This window comes from Enterobacter sp. ECC_219_Taxon_10 (assembly GCF_058354905.1).
The window spans coordinates 2,980,567-2,998,550 of sequence record NZ_CM178005.1 but is presented as its reverse complement, the minus strand read 5'-3'; the positions used below and the strand labels follow the sequence as shown (position 1 = coordinate 2,998,550).

Genomic DNA, 17,984 nt, shown 5'->3' with positions numbered 1-17,984 from the left:
ATCCCTATTCTGGAGACATTTCCTTTGATCAACGTCCTTCTTGTTGATGACCACGAACTGGTGCGCGCAGGGATACGACGCATTCTTGAAGATATTAAAGGTATTAAAGTTGCCGGTGAGGCGTGCTGTGGGGAAGATGCCGTAAAATGGTGCCGCACAAACTCGGCCGATGTGGTGCTGATGGATATGAACATGCCCGGTATTGGTGGTCTTGAGGCAACACGCAAAATCGCGCGTACCTTTGTTGATACGAAAGTCATCATGCTGACCGTGCATACTGAAAACCCACTGCCCGCGAAGGTGATGCAGGCGGGTGCAGCTGGTTACCTGAGCAAAGGTGCCGCTCCGCAGGAAGTCGTCAATGCTATCCGTTCTGTTTTTGCCGGGCAGCGTTACATTGCCTCTGACATTGCGCAGCAGATGGCGCTGAGCCAGATCGAACCCGAGAAAACGGAATCACCGTTTGCCAGTTTGTCTGAGCGTGAATTGCAGATTATGCTGATGATCACCAAGGGTCAGAAAGTGAATGAGATCTCAGAACAGCTGAATCTCAGCCCGAAAACGGTCAACAGCTATCGTTATCGAATGTTCAGTAAACTGAACATCCATGGTGACGTTGAACTGACTCATCTGGCCATCCGGCACGGTTTATGTAACGCGGAGACGTTGTTAAGTCAGTGAGTGATGTATTCGATTCAAAAGCATTTCTGAAAACCGTAACCAGCCAGCCAGGCGTCTATCGGATGTATGACGCTGGCGGTACGGTTATCTATGTGGGGAAGGCCAAAGATCTTAAAAAACGTCTTTCCAGCTATTTCCGCAGCAACCTTGCCTCCCGTAAGACCGAAGCGCTGGTCTCACTTATTCAGAATATTGATGTCACCGTGACACATACCGAGACGGAAGCGCTGCTGCTTGAGCACAACTATATTAAGCTCTACCAGCCGCGCTATAACGTGCTGCTGCGGGACGACAAGTCCTATCCGTTTATCTTTCTGAGTGGCGATACCCATCCGCGCCTCGCGATGCACCGCGGCGCAAAACATGCGAAGGGTGAATATTTCGGCCCCTTCCCGAATGGCTATGCCGTGAGGGAAACGCTGGCGCTGCTGCAAAAAATCTTCCCGATCCGCCAGTGTGAAAACAGCGTCTACCGCAACCGCTCGCGCCCGTGTCTGCAGTACCAGATTGGTCGCTGCCTTGGCCCCTGCGTTGCCGGGCTGGTCAGTGAAGACGAGTATGCGCAGCAGGTAGAATATGTACGCCTGTTCTTAGCCGGCAAAGACGATCAGGTTTTAACCCAGCTGATCGCCCGAATGGAAAAAGCCAGCGCCGCGCTTGAGTTTGAAGAGGCTGCACGGATCCGCGACCAAATCCAGGCGGTGCGCAGAGTCACTGAGAAACAGTTTGTCTCAAATACCGGTGACGATCTCGACGTTATCGGCGTGGCCTTCGACGCCGGCATGGCCTGCGTGCATGTGCTGTTCATTCGCCAGGGAAAAGTGCTCGGCAGCCGCAGCTATTTCCCGAAAGTGCCTGGCGGCACTGAGCTGGGAGAAGTGGTGGAAACGTTTGTCGGCCAGTTCTATCTGCAGGGCAGCCAGATGCGCACGTTGCCCTCCGAGATCTTGCTTGATTTTAATCTTGACGATAAAACCCTGCTGGCCGATTCGCTTTCCGAACTGGCGGGCCGTCGGGTCAATGTTCAAACCAAACCGCGCGGCGATCGTGCGCGCTATCTTAAGCTGGCGCGAACCAACGCGGCGACGGCGCTCACCACGAAACTGTCCCAGCAATCCACGATCAGCCAGCGTTTAACCGCGCTGGCGACGCTCCTGAAGTTGCCGGAAGTGAAGCGAATGGAATGTTTCGATATCAGCCATACGATGGGTGAGCAGACGGTGGCGTCCTGTGTGGTGTTTGACGCCAACGGCCCGCTGCGCGCCGAGTATCGCCGATATAACATCACCGGCATCACGCCGGGTGACGACTATGCGGCCATGAATCAGGTGCTCCGCCGTCGCTACGGTAAGGCCATTGAAGAAAGCAAGATCCCTGACGTCATTCTTATCGACGGCGGGAAAGGGCAGCTTGGTCAGGCGAAAGCGGTATTCGAGTCGCTTGACGTTGAGTGGGACAAAAACCATCCGCTTTTGTTAGGCGTGGCAAAAGGGGCCGATCGTAAGGCCGGTCTGGAGACGTTGTTCTTCGAACCGGAAGGCGAGGGCTTCAGCCTGCCACCGGACTCCCCGGCGCTGCACGTTATCCAGCATATTCGCGATGAGTCGCACGACCATGCCATTAGCGGGCACCGCAAAAAACGGGCGAAGGTCAAAAACACGAGCACGCTTGAGACCATTGAGGGCGTGGGGCCAAAACGCCGCCAGATGCTGCTGAAATATATGGGCGGATTGCAAGGATTACTCAACGCCAGCATGGAGGAAATTGCAAAAGTGCCGGGTATTTCGCAAGGGCTGGCAGAAAAGATCTACTACTCGTTGAAACATTGAGGGCTCTGTAGCAACATAGAGCTAAATTTTACTGACAACAAATAGTTACCGTCACTATGCAATATAATATCCCTACGTTGCTCACTCTCTTTCGTGTTGTACTCATTCCGTTCTTTGTGCTGGCATTTTATCTGCCGGTTGTCTGGGCACCGTTTGCCTGCGCATTGATCTTCCTTATCGCAGCGGTAACTGACTGGTTTGATGGCTATCTGGCGCGCCGCTGGAACCAAAGCACCCGTTTCGGCGCGTTTCTCGATCCGGTAGCCGATAAAGTCATGGTCGCTATCGCGATGGTGCTGGTGGCTGAGCACTATCATACCTGGTGGGTGACGCTGCCCGCCGCAACCATGATCGGCCGTGAGATCATCATCTCTGCGCTGCGCGAGTGGATGGCTGAGCTGGGGAAACGCAGCAGCGTGGCGGTGTCCTGGATTGGTAAAGTGAAAACAACCGCGCAGATGGCCTCGCTGGTCTGGATGCTCTGGCGCCCGAACGCCTGGGTAGAGTGGGCGGGGATCGGTCTTCTGTGGATAGCGGCGGTGCTGACGCTGTGGTCAATGCTGCAATATTTGAACGCTGCGCGCGGGGATTTGCTTGAACAGTGATCGTTTCGCCGTAATTTTCAGCAAACGATCCGGGGAAGCAAAAAATAACGTTGACTCATAACGTCATATCAGTAGAATGCAACGCATCGAACGGCGGCACAGCAAGCCGGACGATAGTGAAATCAAGCAGTTAGCAGTAAGTTTGATGACATGCGGGAATAGCTCAGTTGGTAGAGCACGACCTTGCCAAGGTCGGGGTCGCGAGTTCGAGTCTCGTTTCCCGCTCCAGATTAAAGACATGCGCAGCAGCGGGTGTCAGTTTGAAAAGTTTTACGGCGCGTTAGCAAAGCGGTTATGTAGCGGATTGCAAATCCGTCTAGTCCGGTTCGACTCCGGAACGCGCCTCCACTTTCTTCCCGAGCCCGGATGGTGGAATCGGTAGACACAAGGGATTTAAAATCCCTCGGCGTTCGCGCTGTGTGGGTTCAAGTCCCACTCCGGGTACCATGGGAAACAAAGAATAATCAAAGCAATAAGCAGTGTCGTGAAACCACCGAAAGGTGGTTTTTTTGTGCCTGGAATCCGCCAGTTACACCCCGCCCAGATAAGCCTTCCTCACCTCCTGATTGCCCAGCAGCTCCTCGCCGCTGCCGCTCAGCCGGATCTGCCCGTTAACCATCACATACCCGCGATCGGAAAGCTTCAACGCGTGATGCGCATTCTGCTCCACCAGAAAGATGGTCATGCCGTTGCGGGCCAGCTCGCGCAGCGTCTGGAAGATCTGCTTCACCACGATCGGCGCTAAGCCCAGGCTCGGTTCATCCAGCAGCAGCAGCTTCGGACGGCTCATCAGCGCCCGGGCGATAGCCAGCATCTGCTGTTCCCCGCCGGACATGGTCATCGCACGTTGCTTGCGCCGCTCCTTGAGGCGAGGGAACAGCTCGAACATGGTTTGCATATCTTCAGCCGCATACCGGTTACCGATGGGGATGGTCCCCATCAGCAGATTCTCTTCAACGGTCATATCCGGGAAAACGTGCCGGCCTTCAGGCGCCTGCGCAATGCCGCCGGAGGCGACGTAGTGGGTGGATTTATGGCTGATATCTTCACCACTGAAAAGGATCTGCCCGTTGCGGATACGGGGCTGGCCAAAGATGGACATCAGCAATGTCGATTTCCCCGCGCCGTTTGCGCCAATCAGCGCCACGGTTTCACCTTTATGGACCTCCAGCGAAACTTGTTTCAACGCCTGAATCACGCCGTAGAACACGTCCACCTCGCGAAATGCCAGCAGCGGTTCGCTCATAGCTTCACCTCGCTTTCATCCGTGCCCAGGTAGGCGGCAATGACCTTTTCATCATGCTGGATCTGCTCGGGTTTTCCTCTGGCAATCACATCGCCGTGGTCGAGCACGATAATGTCGTCCGAAATCTCCATCACCATCCCCATATCATGCTCAATCAGTAATACCGTGATGTCATGCCGATCCCGCAGAAAGCGAATAATGCTGCTGAGCTTATGCGTTTCGACCGGGTTAAGCCCGGCGGCGGGTTCATCCAGGCAGATCATCTCGGGCCCGGTACACATTGCCCGCGCGATCTCCAGACGCCGCTGCTGGCCGTACGACATCTCTCCCGCCAGGCGATTGGCGAACTCCACCAGGTCCACCACTTCCAGCCAGTAGAAGGCCCTGTCCAGGGCGTCGCTCTCCGCCTGCCGGTATGCCGGCGTGTTTAAAATCCCGGCGAGAAGATTACGGTTGACGCGCATATGCTGCGCGACCAGCAGGTTTTCTACGACCGACATCTCGCGAAAAAGACGAATGTTCTGGAAGGTGCGCGCCAGCCCGGCGCGGTTCACCAAGTGCGTTCCGCCAAACATTTTGTAGAACAGGCGCTGCCCGAGTTGCGCCGGGTTAATCCAGTCGCCCGGCTGGAATTTTTGTCCGAGGACCTGAATAACGTTGGTCGTGTTTGTGCGGGTATTAAATAAAATGCTGCCGCCGGAGGCCTTATAGAAGCCCGTCAGGCAGTTAAACACGGTTGTTTTTCCCGCCCCGTTTGGCCCGATGAGGGCGGTAATGGAGCCGCGCTGCACGTCCAGGTTGACGTCGTTTAGCGCCTTAATCCCGCCGAAGTGCATCATCAGATGTTCAACGCGCAATATCGTTTCGTTCATGGCGCCACGCCCTTACGCACGGCAAACCCGCTGCGGTTAATGCGGATCAAACCGCGCGGACGCCAGATCATCATCACCACCATCAGCATGCCAAACAGCAGGACGCGGTACTCGGCAAAACTGCGCAGCAGCTCCGGCGTGACCGTAAGCACAAAGGCAGCCAGCACCACGCCCAGCGTCGAGCCCATACCCCCCAGCACGACGATGGCGAGGATCAGGGCCGATTCAAAGAACGTGAATGAGGTCGGGTTCACGAACCCCTGGTAGGTCGCGAAGAATACCCCGGCAATGCCCGCGGTCGACGCGCCCAGCGTAAAGGCTGAGAGCTTAACCAGCACATGATTTAACCCCATTGAGCGACAGGCAATTTCGTCTTCCCGCAGGGCTTCCCACGCACGGCCAATCGGCATTCGCGTCAGGCGGTGCTTGATGTAGAGCACCAGCATCACCACCAGAAACAGCACCGTATAGATAAAGATGAACTTCATGTTCGGGTTGTAGGTCAGGTGGAAAAATTCGTGGAAGGGCACGCCACCTTCCCTGGCGCGTCGTCCAAACTCCAGACCGAAAAAGGTGGGAGGAGGGGCCGAGACGCCATTGGGGCCGCCGGTGAAGGTCAGCCAGTTGTTCAGTACCAGGCGAATGATCTCCCCGAATCCGAGGGTGACGATGGCCAGATAGTCACCGTGCATGCGCAGCACAGGGAAACCGAGCAGGGCGCCTGCGGCGGCGGCCATGATCGCCGCCAGCGGCAGCATGCTCCAGAAGCCTAAGCCGAGATACTGGTATCCCAGCGCCAGACCGTACGCCCCGATCGCGTAGAACGCAACGTACCCCAGGTCCAGCAGGCCGGCCAGCCCCACGACGATGTTCAGCCCCAGGCCAAGAAGCACGTAGATCAGCCCGAGAATAGCGACGGTCAGCACATATTTAGTGGCGACAAACGGAAAGCAAACCGCAAAAGCAATCACCAGAGGAATAATCCAGCGCATGCGGCTTTTGTATTCCGGAGGCCGGACATATACGCCCGCGCTATCGGCCTCAAAGCGAGCCTGAAAGCGGGCTCCCGCGGCGGTACCTAAAAAGGCGCTCAACAGAAAACGCCCCAGCATCACAATGCCAACCATCCAGGCCAGCCGCTGTCCGGCGAAGTTAAAGCTGTACCCGTCCAGCACCACGCCCGCAATGGGGCCGAAGATAATCAGCGCAATCAGCCCGGAAAAAATCGCGTCGAGAATGCAGCGTTTAAGAGAAAAACCGTGCGATGTCATCATTCTCTCCCTCACACTTTGGCCACAATCGGGCGCCCAAGCAGTCCCTGGGGACGGAAAATCAGGATCATGACCAGCAGGCCAAATGAGAAGACATCTTTATAGTCCGAGTTCACCATGCCGGAGAACTGGGCTTCCGCGACGCCGAGGATAAGGCCACCCAGCATGGCGCCGGGGAGGGATCCGATGCCGCCGAGCACTGCCGCAGTAAAGGCCTTAATGCCAATCACAAACCCGACGTAGAAATCAAAGGTGCCGTAATTCATGGTGATGAGCACGCCCGCCAGGCCTGCCATCGCCGCGCCGATAACAAAAACCAGCGAAATAATCCGGTCGGTGTTAATGCCCAGAATGGAGGCCATCTTCCGATCCTGCTGTACCGCGCGGCACATCCGCCCCAGCCGGGTGTGGTTGATTATCCAGGTAAGGATCAGCATGCCAGCAAACGAGGCGACCAGAATAAACACTTTGGTGTAGGTTATCTGCACGAACCCGTCGCCAAAATGCAGGCGAATCACGCCGTCGAGCATGGTCGGCACCCCTTGCTGGCGCGGGCCCTGGCTCAGTTGGGCATAGTTTTGCAGGATAAGCGACATCCCGATGGCGGAGATAAGCGGCGCCAGTCGCGTGGAGTTGCGCAGCGGCTTGTAGGCGATACGCTCGATAGTCCAGCCGTACACGCCGGTTACTGCGATGGTGAACACCAGCGTACCCAGAATAAGCAGGGGGAATGACTCAAGCCCGAAGAAAGAGAGCAGCGCCAGGCCAATGGCGCAGAGATAGGCGGAAATCATATACACTTCGCCGTGGGCGAAATTGATCATGCCGATAATGCCGTACACCATGGTGTAGCCGATGGCGATCAGGCCGTAGACGGAGCCCAGCGTTAAGCCATTGATTAACTGTTGCAGGAAGAATGTACTCATTTTAGCGCGCTCGTTTTATAGGCTGCGCGAGCCGCGCAGCCTGATGTTTATTACGCGCCGACGGGCAGGCCCGCCGACGTTGAGCGTGACTCCGTCCCGTTACTCGACTTCCTTATATTTTCCCTTGTCGTCCCACTGGTAAACCACGTAGTCAGACACTTTCAGATCGCCTTTGTTGTCCCAGGCTTTTTTGCCCATCACCGTGTCGACGGAATTGGCCTTTAGCCACTCGCTGGCTTTGGCAGAGTCCTTGCCGCCGGTGGCCTTGAAGGCCGCGGCAATGGCCTGCACGGAAGCATAGGAGTAGAGGGTGTAACCTTCCGGCTCGAATTTACCGGCGCGGAATTTCTCGATAACTGCTTTACCGTCCGGGATCAGGCGCGGATCTTTACCGAAGGTCATATAAATGCCGTTGGTGTATTGCGGGCCGCCCGCCGCAGTCACCATCTCTTCGTTGACAATGCAGTCGCCGGAGAAGAATTTCGCCTGCACGCCCTGTTCACGCATCTGGCGAACCAGCGGGCCGGCTTCCGGGTGACAGCCGCCGAAGAACACCACGTCCGGTTTTTGGGCACCGATCTTCGTCACCAGCGCGTTAAAATCTTTTTCACCGCGGGATAACCCCTCATACATCACATCCTTGACCCCGCGTTTCGCCAGCGCCGCTTTGGTAGCGTCTGCCAGCCCCTGTCCATAGGTGTCTTTATCGTGAATGATGACCACGCGTTTGGCTTTCAGCTTGTCGATGATGAAGTCGCTGGCCACCTGGCCCTGCTGGTCGTCGCGGCCGCACATGCGGAACATGTCGCTCATGCCGCGCTCGGTGATCAGCGGATTGGTCGAGCCGGGAGTAATCGCGATGATGCCGGCGTCGCTATACACCTCAGAGGCGGGCATGGTGGAAGAGGAGCAGAAATGGCCGACCACGGCATTGACCTTATCCTGGTCGACTAAGCGGTTGGCGACGGCCACGGCCTGCTTAGGCTCGCAGGCATCATCCCCCTGAACCAGTTTGATCTTCTCACCGTTAATCCCGCCTGCAGCATTAATGTCTTCTGCGGCCTGCGTAGCGCCGTGCCAGTACTGATCGCCATAGGTGGCATTCGGTCCGGTGAACGGCCCGGCCACGCCAATCACGATATCTGCCCGGGCGGAAAACGCCGTCACCAGGCAGCCGGCCAACACAAGAGAAACAGGAGTTCTGATAAATTTCAGCGACATTATTATGTTCCTTAGCAAAGAGGTTTTTGCACCACGGCGTAAGCCTGAACGCCCAGGGCGCAGCCAATCCAAAAACACGGGCAAGAACAAAATGCACTAAACGAACGGCATCCTGCGTGATACGGCGAGGTTTCCATGCGCAGCGTCGCGCGAAGAACAGCAAGCAAAAACGTTGCCAGAATGGTTAACCCCTTGACGGGGATATGACATCTTTGAGTATAGAGTGCCGCGTTATCCCGCCCTGGGGCAGCAGAAGAAATTACAGCGGAGATCACACATCGTTAACAATAAAGCTCATAAGTTGTGCAACGGTCACGATTTGCACGCTTTTGCAGCAATAAAGACCTAAACTTCAGCCAGGGCAGGCGTGCGATCTGTGGTAGGATCCTTTCCTTTGTATCAGGAGTGTCCGCGATGACGGAAGGTCCATTAAATGAAAGCGAAATGGCGTGGCTGGAAGAGACGTTAATGTCTTACGGTCATGACGATGCGTCCGTGATTGACGTATCCGAGCTGGACGGCATGCTTACCGCAGTGCTTTCCGGCCCTGTTGTCGTTGAGCCAGATGCCTGGCTGGTGGCGGTGTGGGGCGGGGAGAAATACATTCCGCGCTGGAAAAACGATCGTGAGATGAACCGTTTTATCGATCTCTGCTTTAAGCATATGAACGACATTGCCGAGCGCCTGAGCGAGTACCCGGATCAGTTTGAGCCCATGTTCGGCTATAACGACGTTGACGGGGAGAGTTACACCGTGGTCGAAGAGTGGTGCTATGGCTACATGCGCGGTGTGGCACTGACGGACTGGTCAGCCTTGCCGGAAGCCCTGAAGGCCGACCTCGAGGTGATTGCCCTGCACGGAACGGAAGAGAACAGCGAGAAGCTGGATGAACTGTCCGAAGAGGAGTATATCGCCAGCATCGAGCGCATCCAGCCTGCGGCCCTGCGCTTATACAACTACTGGGTGGAGAATCCGCAGCAGCCGGAAGCGAAGAAGCCTGTCGTGAACGGCACGAAGGTGGGGCGTAACGATCCGTGTCCTTGCGGCAGCGGGAAGAAGTTTAAGAGCTGCTGCCTGCACTGATAAAAAAGGGGCTAATGTTAGCCCCTTTTTTAGTTAACCCACTTCCGGCAGCATCCCCGCTGCAATCAACACCTGCACCAGAATAATCATCACCCCGCAGCTAAACACAACGCACAACAGCGGTTTCCCGCCTGCCACGCGGTATCCTTGTTGAGGATGCTGCTGACGGCTTTTCCACGCCAGCAGGGAAGGGAGCAGCAGGGCCAGGACAGAGAGCGCCACTCCCGCGTAGCCCAGCGCCATCACAAACCCGCGCGGGTAAAACAGCGCAAAGGCCAGCGGCGGCAGGAAGGTAATGGCGCCGGTCTGCAACCGCCCGACGGCGGTATTGCGGCGCTGGAACAGGTCGGCAAGGTAATCAAACAGGCCGAGCGCCACGCCCAGGAAGGAGGTTGCCAGCGCCAGGTCGGCAAACAGGTGCACCGCCAGCTCCACGTGCGGCGAGGTGACCACCTCGCGCAGGGACAGCAGAAAACCGTTCAGGCCAGCGTGCTGCGCCATCAGCCCGACGAAGGTTGAAGAGTCAATGCTGCCCAGCGTCACCAGCTGCCAGAAAATGTAGGCGATCAGCGGAATGGCGCTGCCGATGACAAAGACGCGGCGCAGTTTGCGAATATCACCGTTCATATAGCTGACGATGCTTGGCACGCTGCCGTGGAAGCCAAACGAGGTGAAAATAACCGGGATAGCGGAAAGCGCCAGACCTTTTTCCAGCGGCAGCGTCAGGAGGTTCACCTTGTGCACGTGCGGCGCCAGCAGCACCAGCATGACAACCAGAAACAGAATTTTAGCGCTGAAGAGAAAGCGGTTAAACAGATCGACCAGCGAGGTTCCCACGCAGACCACGCCGCCGCCGATGAGCGCAAAGAAGATGGCTCCCGTGGCAGGGGTAATGTCTGAGCCAAACCAGTCATTGACGCTGGAGGCGATGAGCTCTCCGGCACCGCTAATATAGGCGGCGGTCAGGGCATACATCAGGAACATCATGCTAAAGCCGGTGATCCACTGGCCGTAGCGTCCCAGGTAGCGCGCCGCAAGCGAACCCAGTCCGGTATCGGCGGGGACATGCTGGTATACCTCAAGCAGCAGCAGTGCGGTGTAGCACATTAATGCCCAGAGCGTGCCAAGCAGCAGCAGGGTCATTCCAAATCCCACGCCTGCTGCGGCCAGGGGCATTGCCAGCATTCCTGCGCCAATCGTCGTTCCGGCGACGATAAAAATACTTCCCAGGGTTCTGTTTTTCACGCTTTCCTCTACAACGATAGTGAATCGCGACAAATTCTGCGGCGCAGAGTAAGGGAAAAGCGGTAATTCGTCAAATCACCGTTACAAGTCGTGTAATGATTATTTTACACCCGGCTAACCCTCCGATCCTTTATGGGGTGATGCCTACTTCATAAGGGCAATATTACGGCGCGAAATTCAGGCGTAACGTAAACACCTTGTACAAATAATAAAATAAAGTGAGGGTTTTTATGGCGGGGGAGAATCCATTTACCGCGGCATGGAGCCGGGGAGGCAATCTGTTATGCCACGGTCACTGGATTATCAGCTGGCAGAATCAGCCCCTGACGCTGCCGGAGTCCCGACGCGAAAAAGACATGGGCACGTGGGCAATTTATTCGATTATCGATCCCGAGGATGAGGCGTTCGCCCAGGGACTACAGGAAGATGAGTGGATTATTGAGAACGTCGACTGGCTAACCGACCTGTTTTTCGAGGCGGGTATTCCGCTGGAGACGGCGAATTACCGCAATTTTTACCAGGCCGTGAATCCTCACGACTGGCGCTGCACCAGCTGCGCGGGGTGTATGTAAATTAACGCGGCGCCGGAAACCGGCACCGCGCTGATATTAATTCTGCGTATCGAGAGTCGAAAGTTCTTTATCAATAAAGTAAAGTCCTTCGCCAGATTTACCCACCAGCGATAATTTATCCAGCACCGATTTAAACAGCTTCTCTTCTTCGTGCTGTTCAGCGACGTACCACTGCAGGAAATTAAAGGTTGGATAATCCTGGCCGATCATTGCCGCATGAACCAGTTCGTTAATTTTCTGAGTGATCAGCTGTTCGTGCTCATAGGTGGCGCGGAACAGTTCGTCGAGAGAATTGTACTCGGCAAAAGGCGATGCCACGTTCTCGATGCGCGGCAGGCTACCCGTATCGGTCAGATAATCGAACAGGCGCTGCATGTGGGTCATCTCTTCCTGAGCGTGACGACGTAGAAACGCTGCCGCACCTTCGAAGCTGTGATAGCTGCACCAGGCGCTCATCTGCTGGTAGAGAAGGGATGAATAGAGCTCAAGGTTCATTTGCGCATTGAGCTTGTCGATCATTTCAGTTTTCAGCATGGTGGCGCTCCGGATTATTATTACGGGTTCATAATGAGCGACACTATAATTTGTTATTTAATTATTTGCAAAAAGTAAAATTAAATATTTATTAGTTCAAAATACGAATGGGAATAAAACGCATTGGCGATATTTATATTTATTAATGCGAATTATTTTTGTTCTTAGTTAAATAAAGCGCCAGCACGCGCTGGCAGCTTTGATTAATACCAGGGGTTATTTGACTTAGGGTTAACGGCATACCCCATGCATTTATACTGAATGGTCACGCTCTCGTTCAGGCACAAAGAGCCGCTTGTCAGGGTACAGGTTTTGACGGGCTGCCCGTAGGCAGAGGCGGTGGCATACCCCATGTTCTGGCAGGCTTTTACCGCGGTACCGTTATTAACATATTCGTCTGACCAGGCGTTTTGCAGCACTGCCTGGCCGTAGTCGAGGCGGACAATGCCGTTCGGGGCATCGAGGCTGCTGATTTCCGCCTGACGGTTAACGCTGCACCCTGCGAGCAGCAGGATAGCGCCGGCTACGATGACTCTTTTCATGGTTCGCTCTGAGTGGATGGAAATACGTTATCGTACCCGCAGATGCCCGCCGCAATCCCCCGAATAGCCGGACAATCTCTCTTCTCTCTTTGCAACGGACGACGTGAGGCGCTTTTGTCACAGATCTGTGAGCGCGCATTTGTTTTTTTAAAACCACATTTCATTTACTTTGAAAGTGCGTTTGTTTGATAGTAGGGTAAATTATGAAAAGGTATCCATAGCGGGTTCGCCCGCAGCGCATCCCGGAGAGAGAGATAATGAAAATTGCACTGATGATGGAAAACAGCCAGGCGGCCAAAAACGCGGTGATACTGAAAGAGCTGAAAACGGTAGCTGATGAAAAAGGGTTTCCGGTATATAACGTCGGTATGAGCGACGAAAACGATCATCACCTGACCTACATCCACCTGGGCATTATGGCGAGTATTTTGCTGAATGCGAAAGCGGTAGATTTCGTGGTCACCGGATGCGGCACCGGGCAGGGGGCGCTGATGTCGTTAAACATCCACCCTGGCGTGATTTGCGGCTACTGCATCGATCCCGCAGACGCTTTCCTCTTTGCGCAAATCAACAACGGCAATGCGCTTTCGCTGCCGTTTGCCAAAGGTTTTGGCTGGGGGGCGGAGCTGAACGTTCGCTTTATCTTTGAAAAAGCATTCACCGGCCGCAAAGGGGAGGGTTATCCGCCAGAGCGTAAAGAGCCGCAGGTGCGTAACGCCGGTATTCTGAACCAGGTGAAAGCGGCCGTAGTGAAAGATAACTATCTGGACTCGCTGCGCGCCATCGATCCTGAGCTGGTAAAGACCGCTGTTTCCGGCCCGCGTTTCCAGCAGTGCTTCTTCGAAAATTGCCAGGATAAGGCGATCGAAGATTTTGTTCGCGGTATCGTGGGTTAACGATCTTTTTGAGAGTTGAATTGTGATGTACATCACAAAAATGTTGATTTTTGTGACCGTGGTCATATTATAGGCACATTGACGACAGCGTTGTATAACACGTTAATGGAGCATCACAATGAAACTGCGCAAAATCCTGAAAAGTATGTGGGCCAACTACTGCCGCACCTTTAAAGACGTGCCGCCAGGCGCCATGTTCTGACAGAAAAACCTGCTTCGGCGGGTTTTTTTATGTCTTGCGGCGATGAAGGGAAGATGTCAGGGGCCACGTTTTGATACTATGGCGGCCTTTGAATAAGGAGAAAGCCCCATGTCACAAAACCTGAGCGCCGATCAGGAACTGGTATCTGACGTTGTCGCCTGTCAGCTGGTTATCAAGCAAATTCTTGATGTTCTGGACGTTATTGCGCCGGTTGAAGTGCGCGAGAAGATGTCCACGCAGCTAAAAAATATCGATTTTGCCAGCCATCCTGCCGCTGCCGATCCGGTTACGCTTCGCGCGATCCAGAAAGCCATCGCGCTCATAGAGCTGCGCTTCACGCCGCAGGGCGAGTCTCATTAAACCTGCGCACGGGCGACCGCGCGTGTCGCCCGTTGATGCGGTTAAAAGAAGGTTTGCACCAGCAGGTAGCTCGCCGCGCAGGCGCAGCTTACACCAATTAACCCTGGCAGAATAAAGCTATGGTTAATAATGAACTTGCCGATGCGGGTCGTCCCCGAGCGGTCAAAGCCGATGCAGGCTAAATCGCTGGGGTAGGTCGGCAGGACAAAATAGCCGTATGACGCCGGAAAGAAGGCGATCAGCATTTTCGGATCGATGCCCAGCATCAACCCCATCGGCGCCACGGCCGTCAGGGCCGCGGCCTGGCTGTTCACCAGCTTCGACACCAGGAAAAGCACGATGGCATACGTCCACGGATGGCTTTTCACAACGCCTTCCAGCGCCAGCTTTAACTCGTCGAGATGCGCCTGGAAAAAGGTATCACTCATCCACGCCACCCCGAACACCGAGAAGATCGCCACCATGCCGGCCTTGAATACCGCGCCGTTTGAGATAGCTGAGGCATTGACCTTGCAGACCATCAGCATCACGGCCCCGGCAATGAGCATCATCATCTGAATGACAAGGTTCATCGACAGCGCCGTCATTTTGCCTTTCAGCTCGAAGGCGGGGCGCAGTTCAGGGAAGGCTCCGAGCAGGACCACCACCGCAATACCGGCAAAGAAAATCCATGTCGACCAGTAGGCCTGCTTCGGAAAACGCTGGTTCATCAACGTCTCCGTGCCGCCATAGATAAACTCGCGCTGCCTGGGGTCTTTTAGTTTTTCCTGAAACTCAATGTCGTCAGCCAAATCTTTCCCGCGGCGTAAACTCCACAGGGCCGCAATCGCCACCCCGAAAAGTGAAGCGGGAACCGACACGGCGAGAATTTCCAGGATCCCCCACGCGTGACCTATCCCATGCTGCGCGGCCAGGATGGAGACCAGCGACACGACGGCGACGGAAACCGGAGACGCGGTGATCGCCATCTGGGATGCCACCGATGCCACCGCCATTGGGCGTTCCGGTCGGATCCCTTTTTTAAGCGCGATATCCGCAATGATGGGAAACATGGTATAGACCACGTGCCCTGTGCCACACAGAAAGGTCAACATCCAGGTGGTAAAAGGGGCAAGTAGCGTGATGTGCTGTGGGTGTTTGCGCAGCAGGCGTTCAGCAAACTGCATCATGACGTTGAGGCCACCCGCCGTCTGCAGGGTGGCGGCGCAGCCAATCACCGCAAGAATGGTTAACATGACGTCAACCGGCGGCTTGCCGGGCTTGAGTCCAAAGACAAAACACAAAATAAAAAGGCCAATCCCGCTGATTAACCCAAGCCCCATGCCGCCGAAACGTGTACCCGTCAGCAGGCAGAGGAGAATGACAACAAACTCAATGGTGATCATGCTGCTCCCTCGTTAATGATTATGTAATTAAATAAATCATTACATTTTGTAAGGCTAATCATTGGGAGCGAGATCTGATTTGTTAAAATTCAGCAAAAGCAGAGGGTTGGTGAAAAGGGAGGGGAACCTGCCCCCCAGAATCAGGGAAAGGGCAGGTTAAAACGCTTAGTGATGCTGCACCGTCACCAGGTCAAGCAGGTGGCGGTCGGCCTGCTCCGGGCATAAACCTGCCTGTCGGGCATTATGGATCTCATCCACCAGCGTTTTCAGCAGCATGCCGTCCTGCTGCTGTTCTTTGTCCATATCGCGTAAAAATTTAAGGGTGGTGATGTCATGCTGTGCTCTGGCTTCATCGGCCAGTCTGTTGAGCGTCGTGCAGCGTTGCTCATGCTCTTCCAGCGTTTTCTGAAACAGTTCTTCCAGAGAAGAATAATTTTCGTTGATCCCATCGAGGGCTTTAACTACCGGGTTAGCCCCTGCGGCCTTCAGGAAGTTAAAGACGCGCATCATATGGGTGACGTTGCTTTGTGCCTGTGAGCGAAAGAACGTGGCAGAGCCCGTGAGGCTTTTCTCAGAACACCATGCGCTTAAGTGAAGGTGCAGATTCGAGGCGTAGAACTCAAGGTTCATCTGCGCGTTAAGTTTTTGCATCATCGTTTGGGTAGCCATACTCATATCCTTATAGACTGTGGGACGTGATGTCCGCTGCTTAACCTGACAGCCAGGCAAATGCGAAGAAAAACAGAAATGCAATTTCTGCAGTAACTGAAGTCGATCGAAAATTCACTTCCTGTGTTCGATATAAATAAGCATACCTTTGTCTTATGATTAAGAAAACTCTTAATTAGGCTGTGTTTACCATACATTACAAAGTTTAATATAGTACAAAAATACAAATATATAGCCACCAAATGAAAATTAATTAAGTCATTGATATTAAAAGGTAAATGCCTTTTTGGCTGTGCTGATTTATGTTCGTGAATATTTAACCGGAATAATGCTCTGTAAAAAAAATAAATACAGATTATTCATTTCAAATATATGATGCGTTACTAAATTTGCGCTAAATCAATTTTTAAGGAATAACGCCTTTTTATGCCTCTTTCGCTTTTTTGATAAAAAGCATGGTTCCCTCGTCAGGCGATAGCCGCAGCGTCACCCCCGTAAGGCATCAGGGATTTCTTAGCTAATCTTATGGATTATTCTGCTCACCTCCCTTTCATTTGTCTGACAATTCCTGCCATTTTTATGTCATTTTTCGCTGAATTTATGTACGCAATTACTGTAATTCTGCGGTGTGATGGGGCTCTCTTATGGATGATTAATTTCCCGCTAAAACTATCACCAGCAATAACGCTTATGACGAGGTAAGCGCTAATGCCTTGTTTTAAGTCCGATTAAATAAGAAGCACGCAAATCTTCCCTACAGAAAAGAATGCTAAAGCTGGAGTTTACCATGCACAAATTTACTAAAGCGCTGGCGGCCATCGGTCTGGCTGCCGTTATGTCACAATCCGCTATCGCTGAGAATTTAAAACTCGGTTTTTTGGTAAAACAGCCGGAAGAACCCTGGTTCCAGACCGAGTGGAAATTCGCTGATAAAGCCGGAAAAGATTTAGGTTTTGAGGTGATTAAAATCGCCGTGCCGGACGGTGAGAAAACACTGAACGCCATCGACAGCCTGGCGGCCAGCGGCGCGAAAGGCTTTGTTATCTGCACCCCGGATCCCAAACTGGGGTCAGCAATTGCGGCAAAAGCCCGCGGTTACGACATGAAGGTTATTGCGGTTGACGATCAGTTCGTTAACGCCAAAGGCAAACCCATGGACAGCGTTCCACTGGTCATGATGGCGGCGACCAAAATCGGTGAACGTCAGGGGCAGGAACTTTATAAGGAGATGCAGAAACGCGGCTGGGATGTGAAAGAGACCGCCGTCATGGCTATCACCGCGGACGAGCTGGACACGGCGCGTCGCCGTACGACCGGTTCAATGGACGCGTTGAAAGCGGCCGGCTTCCCGGAAAAACAGATCTACAAAGTGCCTACCAAATCTAACGACATCCCGGGTGCCTTTGATGCCGCGAACTCCATGCTGGTCCAGCACCCGGAAGTGAAACACTGGCTGGTGGTCGGCATGAACGACAACACCGTCTTGGGCGGCGTGCGCGCGACGGAAGGCCAGGGCTTCAAAGCGCCAGACGTCATTGGGATCGGCATCAACGGCGTGGATGCGGTGAGCGAGCTGTCCAAAGCGCAGGCCACTGGCTTCTACGGCTCTCTGCTGCCAAGCCCGGACGTCCATGGCTACAAATCCAGCGAAATGCTCTACAACTGGGTAACCAAAGGGGCAGAACCGCCGAAATTTACAGAAGTGACCGACGTGGTGCTGATTACCCGCGACAACTTCAAAGAGGAACTGGCGAAAAAAGGACTGGGCGGTAAGTAATACGCTGTGATTGTGCCCCTTACTCGCCGTAAGGGGCCAGACGTACACACTACAGGAATCACGGAGTC

General features: G+C 54.2%; 19 protein-coding genes and 3 tRNA genes. 12 read left to right on the top strand and 10 right to left on the bottom strand.

The features are described 5' to 3' along the window. The first annotated feature begins 24 nt into the window (after nt 1–24). The 6 genes from uvrY to AC4ICF_RS14270 all read left to right on the top strand — a co-directional run bounded on the left by uvrY (nt 25) and on the right by AC4ICF_RS14270 (nt 3,562). The gene (gene uvrY, locus AC4ICF_RS14295) at nt 25–681 is read left to right on the top strand and encodes a UvrY/SirA/GacA family response regulator transcription factor (protein ID WP_013096026.1); all 657 of its coding nucleotides are present in this window, start codon (nt 25–27) and stop codon (nt 679–681) included. Continuing rightward, nucleotides 678–2,510, top strand: a complete 1,833-nt coding sequence (uvrC, locus tag AC4ICF_RS14290; RefSeq protein ID WP_116338999.1) for an excinuclease ABC subunit UvrC — start codon at nt 678–680, stop codon at nt 2,508–2,510. Before uvrY ends, uvrC begins: the two co-directional genes overlap by 4 nt. A 56-nt stretch (nt 2,511–2,566) precedes the next feature. After that, nucleotides 2,567–3,115, top strand: coding sequence for a CDP-diacylglycerol--glycerol-3-phosphate 3-phosphatidyltransferase (gene pgsA, locus AC4ICF_RS14285; protein WP_316379480.1), 549 nt, complete (start codon nt 2,567–2,569; stop codon nt 3,113–3,115). 152 nt (nt 3,116–3,267) lie between these two features. Further along, nucleotides 3,268–3,343, top strand: a tRNA-Gly gene (locus AC4ICF_RS14280). 46 nt (nt 3,344–3,389) lie between these two features. Continuing rightward, nucleotides 3,390–3,463 (top strand) — tRNA-Cys (locus tag AC4ICF_RS14275). Nucleotides 3,464–3,475: 12 nt separating this feature from the next. After that, nucleotides 3,476–3,562, top strand: a tRNA-Leu gene (locus AC4ICF_RS14270). A gap of 82 nt (nt 3,563–3,644) precedes the next feature. Here the strand turns inward: AC4ICF_RS14270 and AC4ICF_RS14265 are convergent. From AC4ICF_RS14265 to AC4ICF_RS14245, 5 genes are all read right to left on the bottom strand, one after another. Then, nucleotides 3,645–4,361, bottom strand: coding sequence for an ABC transporter ATP-binding protein (locus AC4ICF_RS14265; protein ID WP_316379481.1), 717 nt, complete (start codon nt 4,359–4,361; stop codon nt 3,645–3,647). Further along, nucleotides 4,358–5,233, bottom strand: coding sequence for an ATP-binding cassette domain-containing protein (locus tag AC4ICF_RS14260; protein ID WP_316379482.1), 876 nt, complete (start codon nt 5,231–5,233; stop codon nt 4,358–4,360). The genes AC4ICF_RS14265 and AC4ICF_RS14260 overlap by 4 nt, the downstream gene beginning before the upstream one ends. Then, the gene (gene livM, locus AC4ICF_RS14255; RefSeq protein WP_163329952.1) at nt 5,230–6,504 is read right to left on the bottom strand and encodes a high-affinity branched-chain amino acid ABC transporter permease LivM; all 1,275 of its coding nucleotides are present in this window, start codon (nt 6,502–6,504) and stop codon (nt 5,230–5,232) included. The genes AC4ICF_RS14260 and livM overlap by 4 nt, the downstream gene beginning before the upstream one ends. Before the next feature lie 11 nt (nt 6,505–6,515). Continuing rightward, nucleotides 6,516–7,430, bottom strand: a complete 915-nt coding sequence (locus tag AC4ICF_RS14250) for an ABC transporter permease subunit (RefSeq protein WP_163329845.1) — start codon at nt 7,428–7,430, stop codon at nt 6,516–6,518. Between the two features lie 99 nt (nt 7,431–7,529). Continuing rightward, nucleotides 7,530–8,651: a branched-chain amino acid ABC transporter substrate-binding protein gene (locus AC4ICF_RS14245; RefSeq protein ID WP_316379484.1), complete on the bottom strand. Its 1,122-nt coding sequence runs from the start codon at nt 8,649–8,651 to the stop codon at nt 7,530–7,532. 414 nt (nt 8,652–9,065) lie between these two features. Between AC4ICF_RS14245 and AC4ICF_RS14240 the strand changes: the two genes are divergently transcribed. Then, entirely contained in the window at nt 9,066–9,734 is a 669-nt protein-coding gene (locus tag AC4ICF_RS14240; protein WP_233002677.1) for a YecA/YgfB family protein, read from the top strand. 33 nt (nt 9,735–9,767) lie between these two features. Here the strand turns inward: AC4ICF_RS14240 and tyrP are convergent, their stop codons facing one another. Continuing rightward, nucleotides 9,768–10,979: a tyrosine transporter TyrP gene (tyrP, locus tag AC4ICF_RS14235; protein WP_116339021.1), complete on the bottom strand. Its 1,212-nt coding sequence runs from the start codon at nt 10,977–10,979 to the stop codon at nt 9,768–9,770. A gap of 230 nt (nt 10,980–11,209) precedes the next feature. Between tyrP and AC4ICF_RS14230 the strand changes: the two genes are divergently transcribed. After that, a complete protein-coding gene (locus tag AC4ICF_RS14230; RefSeq protein ID WP_116339023.1) occupies nt 11,210–11,551 on the top strand; it encodes a hypothetical protein in 342 nt (113 codons plus the stop codon). Nucleotides 11,552–11,587: 36 nt separating this feature from the next. On the opposite strand, the gene ftnA is transcribed toward AC4ICF_RS14230, so the two are convergent. Next, on the bottom strand, nt 11,588–12,085 hold the full coding sequence (ftnA, locus tag AC4ICF_RS14225; protein WP_028013664.1) for a non-heme ferritin: 498 nt from the start codon (nt 12,083–12,085) through the stop codon (nt 11,588–11,590). A gap of 203 nt (nt 12,086–12,288) precedes the next feature. Next, entirely contained in the window at nt 12,289–12,627 is a 339-nt protein-coding gene (gene yecR, locus AC4ICF_RS14220; RefSeq protein WP_116339025.1) for a YecR family lipoprotein, read from the bottom strand. A 257-nt stretch (nt 12,628–12,884) separates the two neighbouring features. Between yecR and AC4ICF_RS14215 the strand changes: the two genes are divergently transcribed. The 3 genes from AC4ICF_RS14215 (at nt 12,885) to AC4ICF_RS14205 (ending at nt 14,085) form a co-directional block, all read left to right on the top strand. Further along, complete coding sequence (locus AC4ICF_RS14215) at nt 12,885–13,523, top strand: RpiB/LacA/LacB family sugar-phosphate isomerase (RefSeq protein WP_116339027.1); 639 nt, start codon at nt 12,885–12,887, stop codon at nt 13,521–13,523. A 118-nt stretch (nt 13,524–13,641) separates the two neighbouring features. After that, entirely contained in the window at nt 13,642–13,725 is an 84-nt protein-coding gene (gene azuC, locus AC4ICF_RS14210; protein WP_014884364.1) for a stress response protein AzuC, read from the top strand. A 108-nt stretch (nt 13,726–13,833) separates the two neighbouring features. Beyond that, the gene (locus AC4ICF_RS14205) at nt 13,834–14,085 is read left to right on the top strand and encodes a DUF2766 family protein (RefSeq protein ID WP_008500405.1); all 252 of its coding nucleotides are present in this window, start codon (nt 13,834–13,836) and stop codon (nt 14,083–14,085) included. Nucleotides 14,086–14,126: 41 nt separating this feature from the next. Here the strand turns inward: AC4ICF_RS14205 and AC4ICF_RS14200 are convergent, their stop codons facing one another. Together AC4ICF_RS14200 and AC4ICF_RS14195 are read right to left on the bottom strand one after the other, a co-directional pair. Then, nucleotides 14,127–15,470: an anaerobic C4-dicarboxylate transporter gene (locus AC4ICF_RS14200; RefSeq protein ID WP_316379487.1), complete on the bottom strand. Its 1,344-nt coding sequence runs from the start codon at nt 15,468–15,470 to the stop codon at nt 14,127–14,129. Between the two features lie 165 nt (nt 15,471–15,635). Further along, complete coding sequence (locus tag AC4ICF_RS14195; RefSeq protein ID WP_233002679.1) at nt 15,636–16,139, bottom strand: non-heme ferritin-like protein; 504 nt, start codon at nt 16,137–16,139, stop codon at nt 15,636–15,638. 787 nt (nt 16,140–16,926) lie between these two features. Here AC4ICF_RS14195 and araF point away from each other — a divergent pair. After that, nucleotides 16,927–17,916, top strand: coding sequence for an arabinose ABC transporter substrate-binding protein AraF (gene araF / locus AC4ICF_RS14190; protein WP_008500409.1), 990 nt, complete (start codon nt 16,927–16,929; stop codon nt 17,914–17,916). The last annotated feature ends 68 nt before the right edge of the window (nt 17,917–17,984 follow it).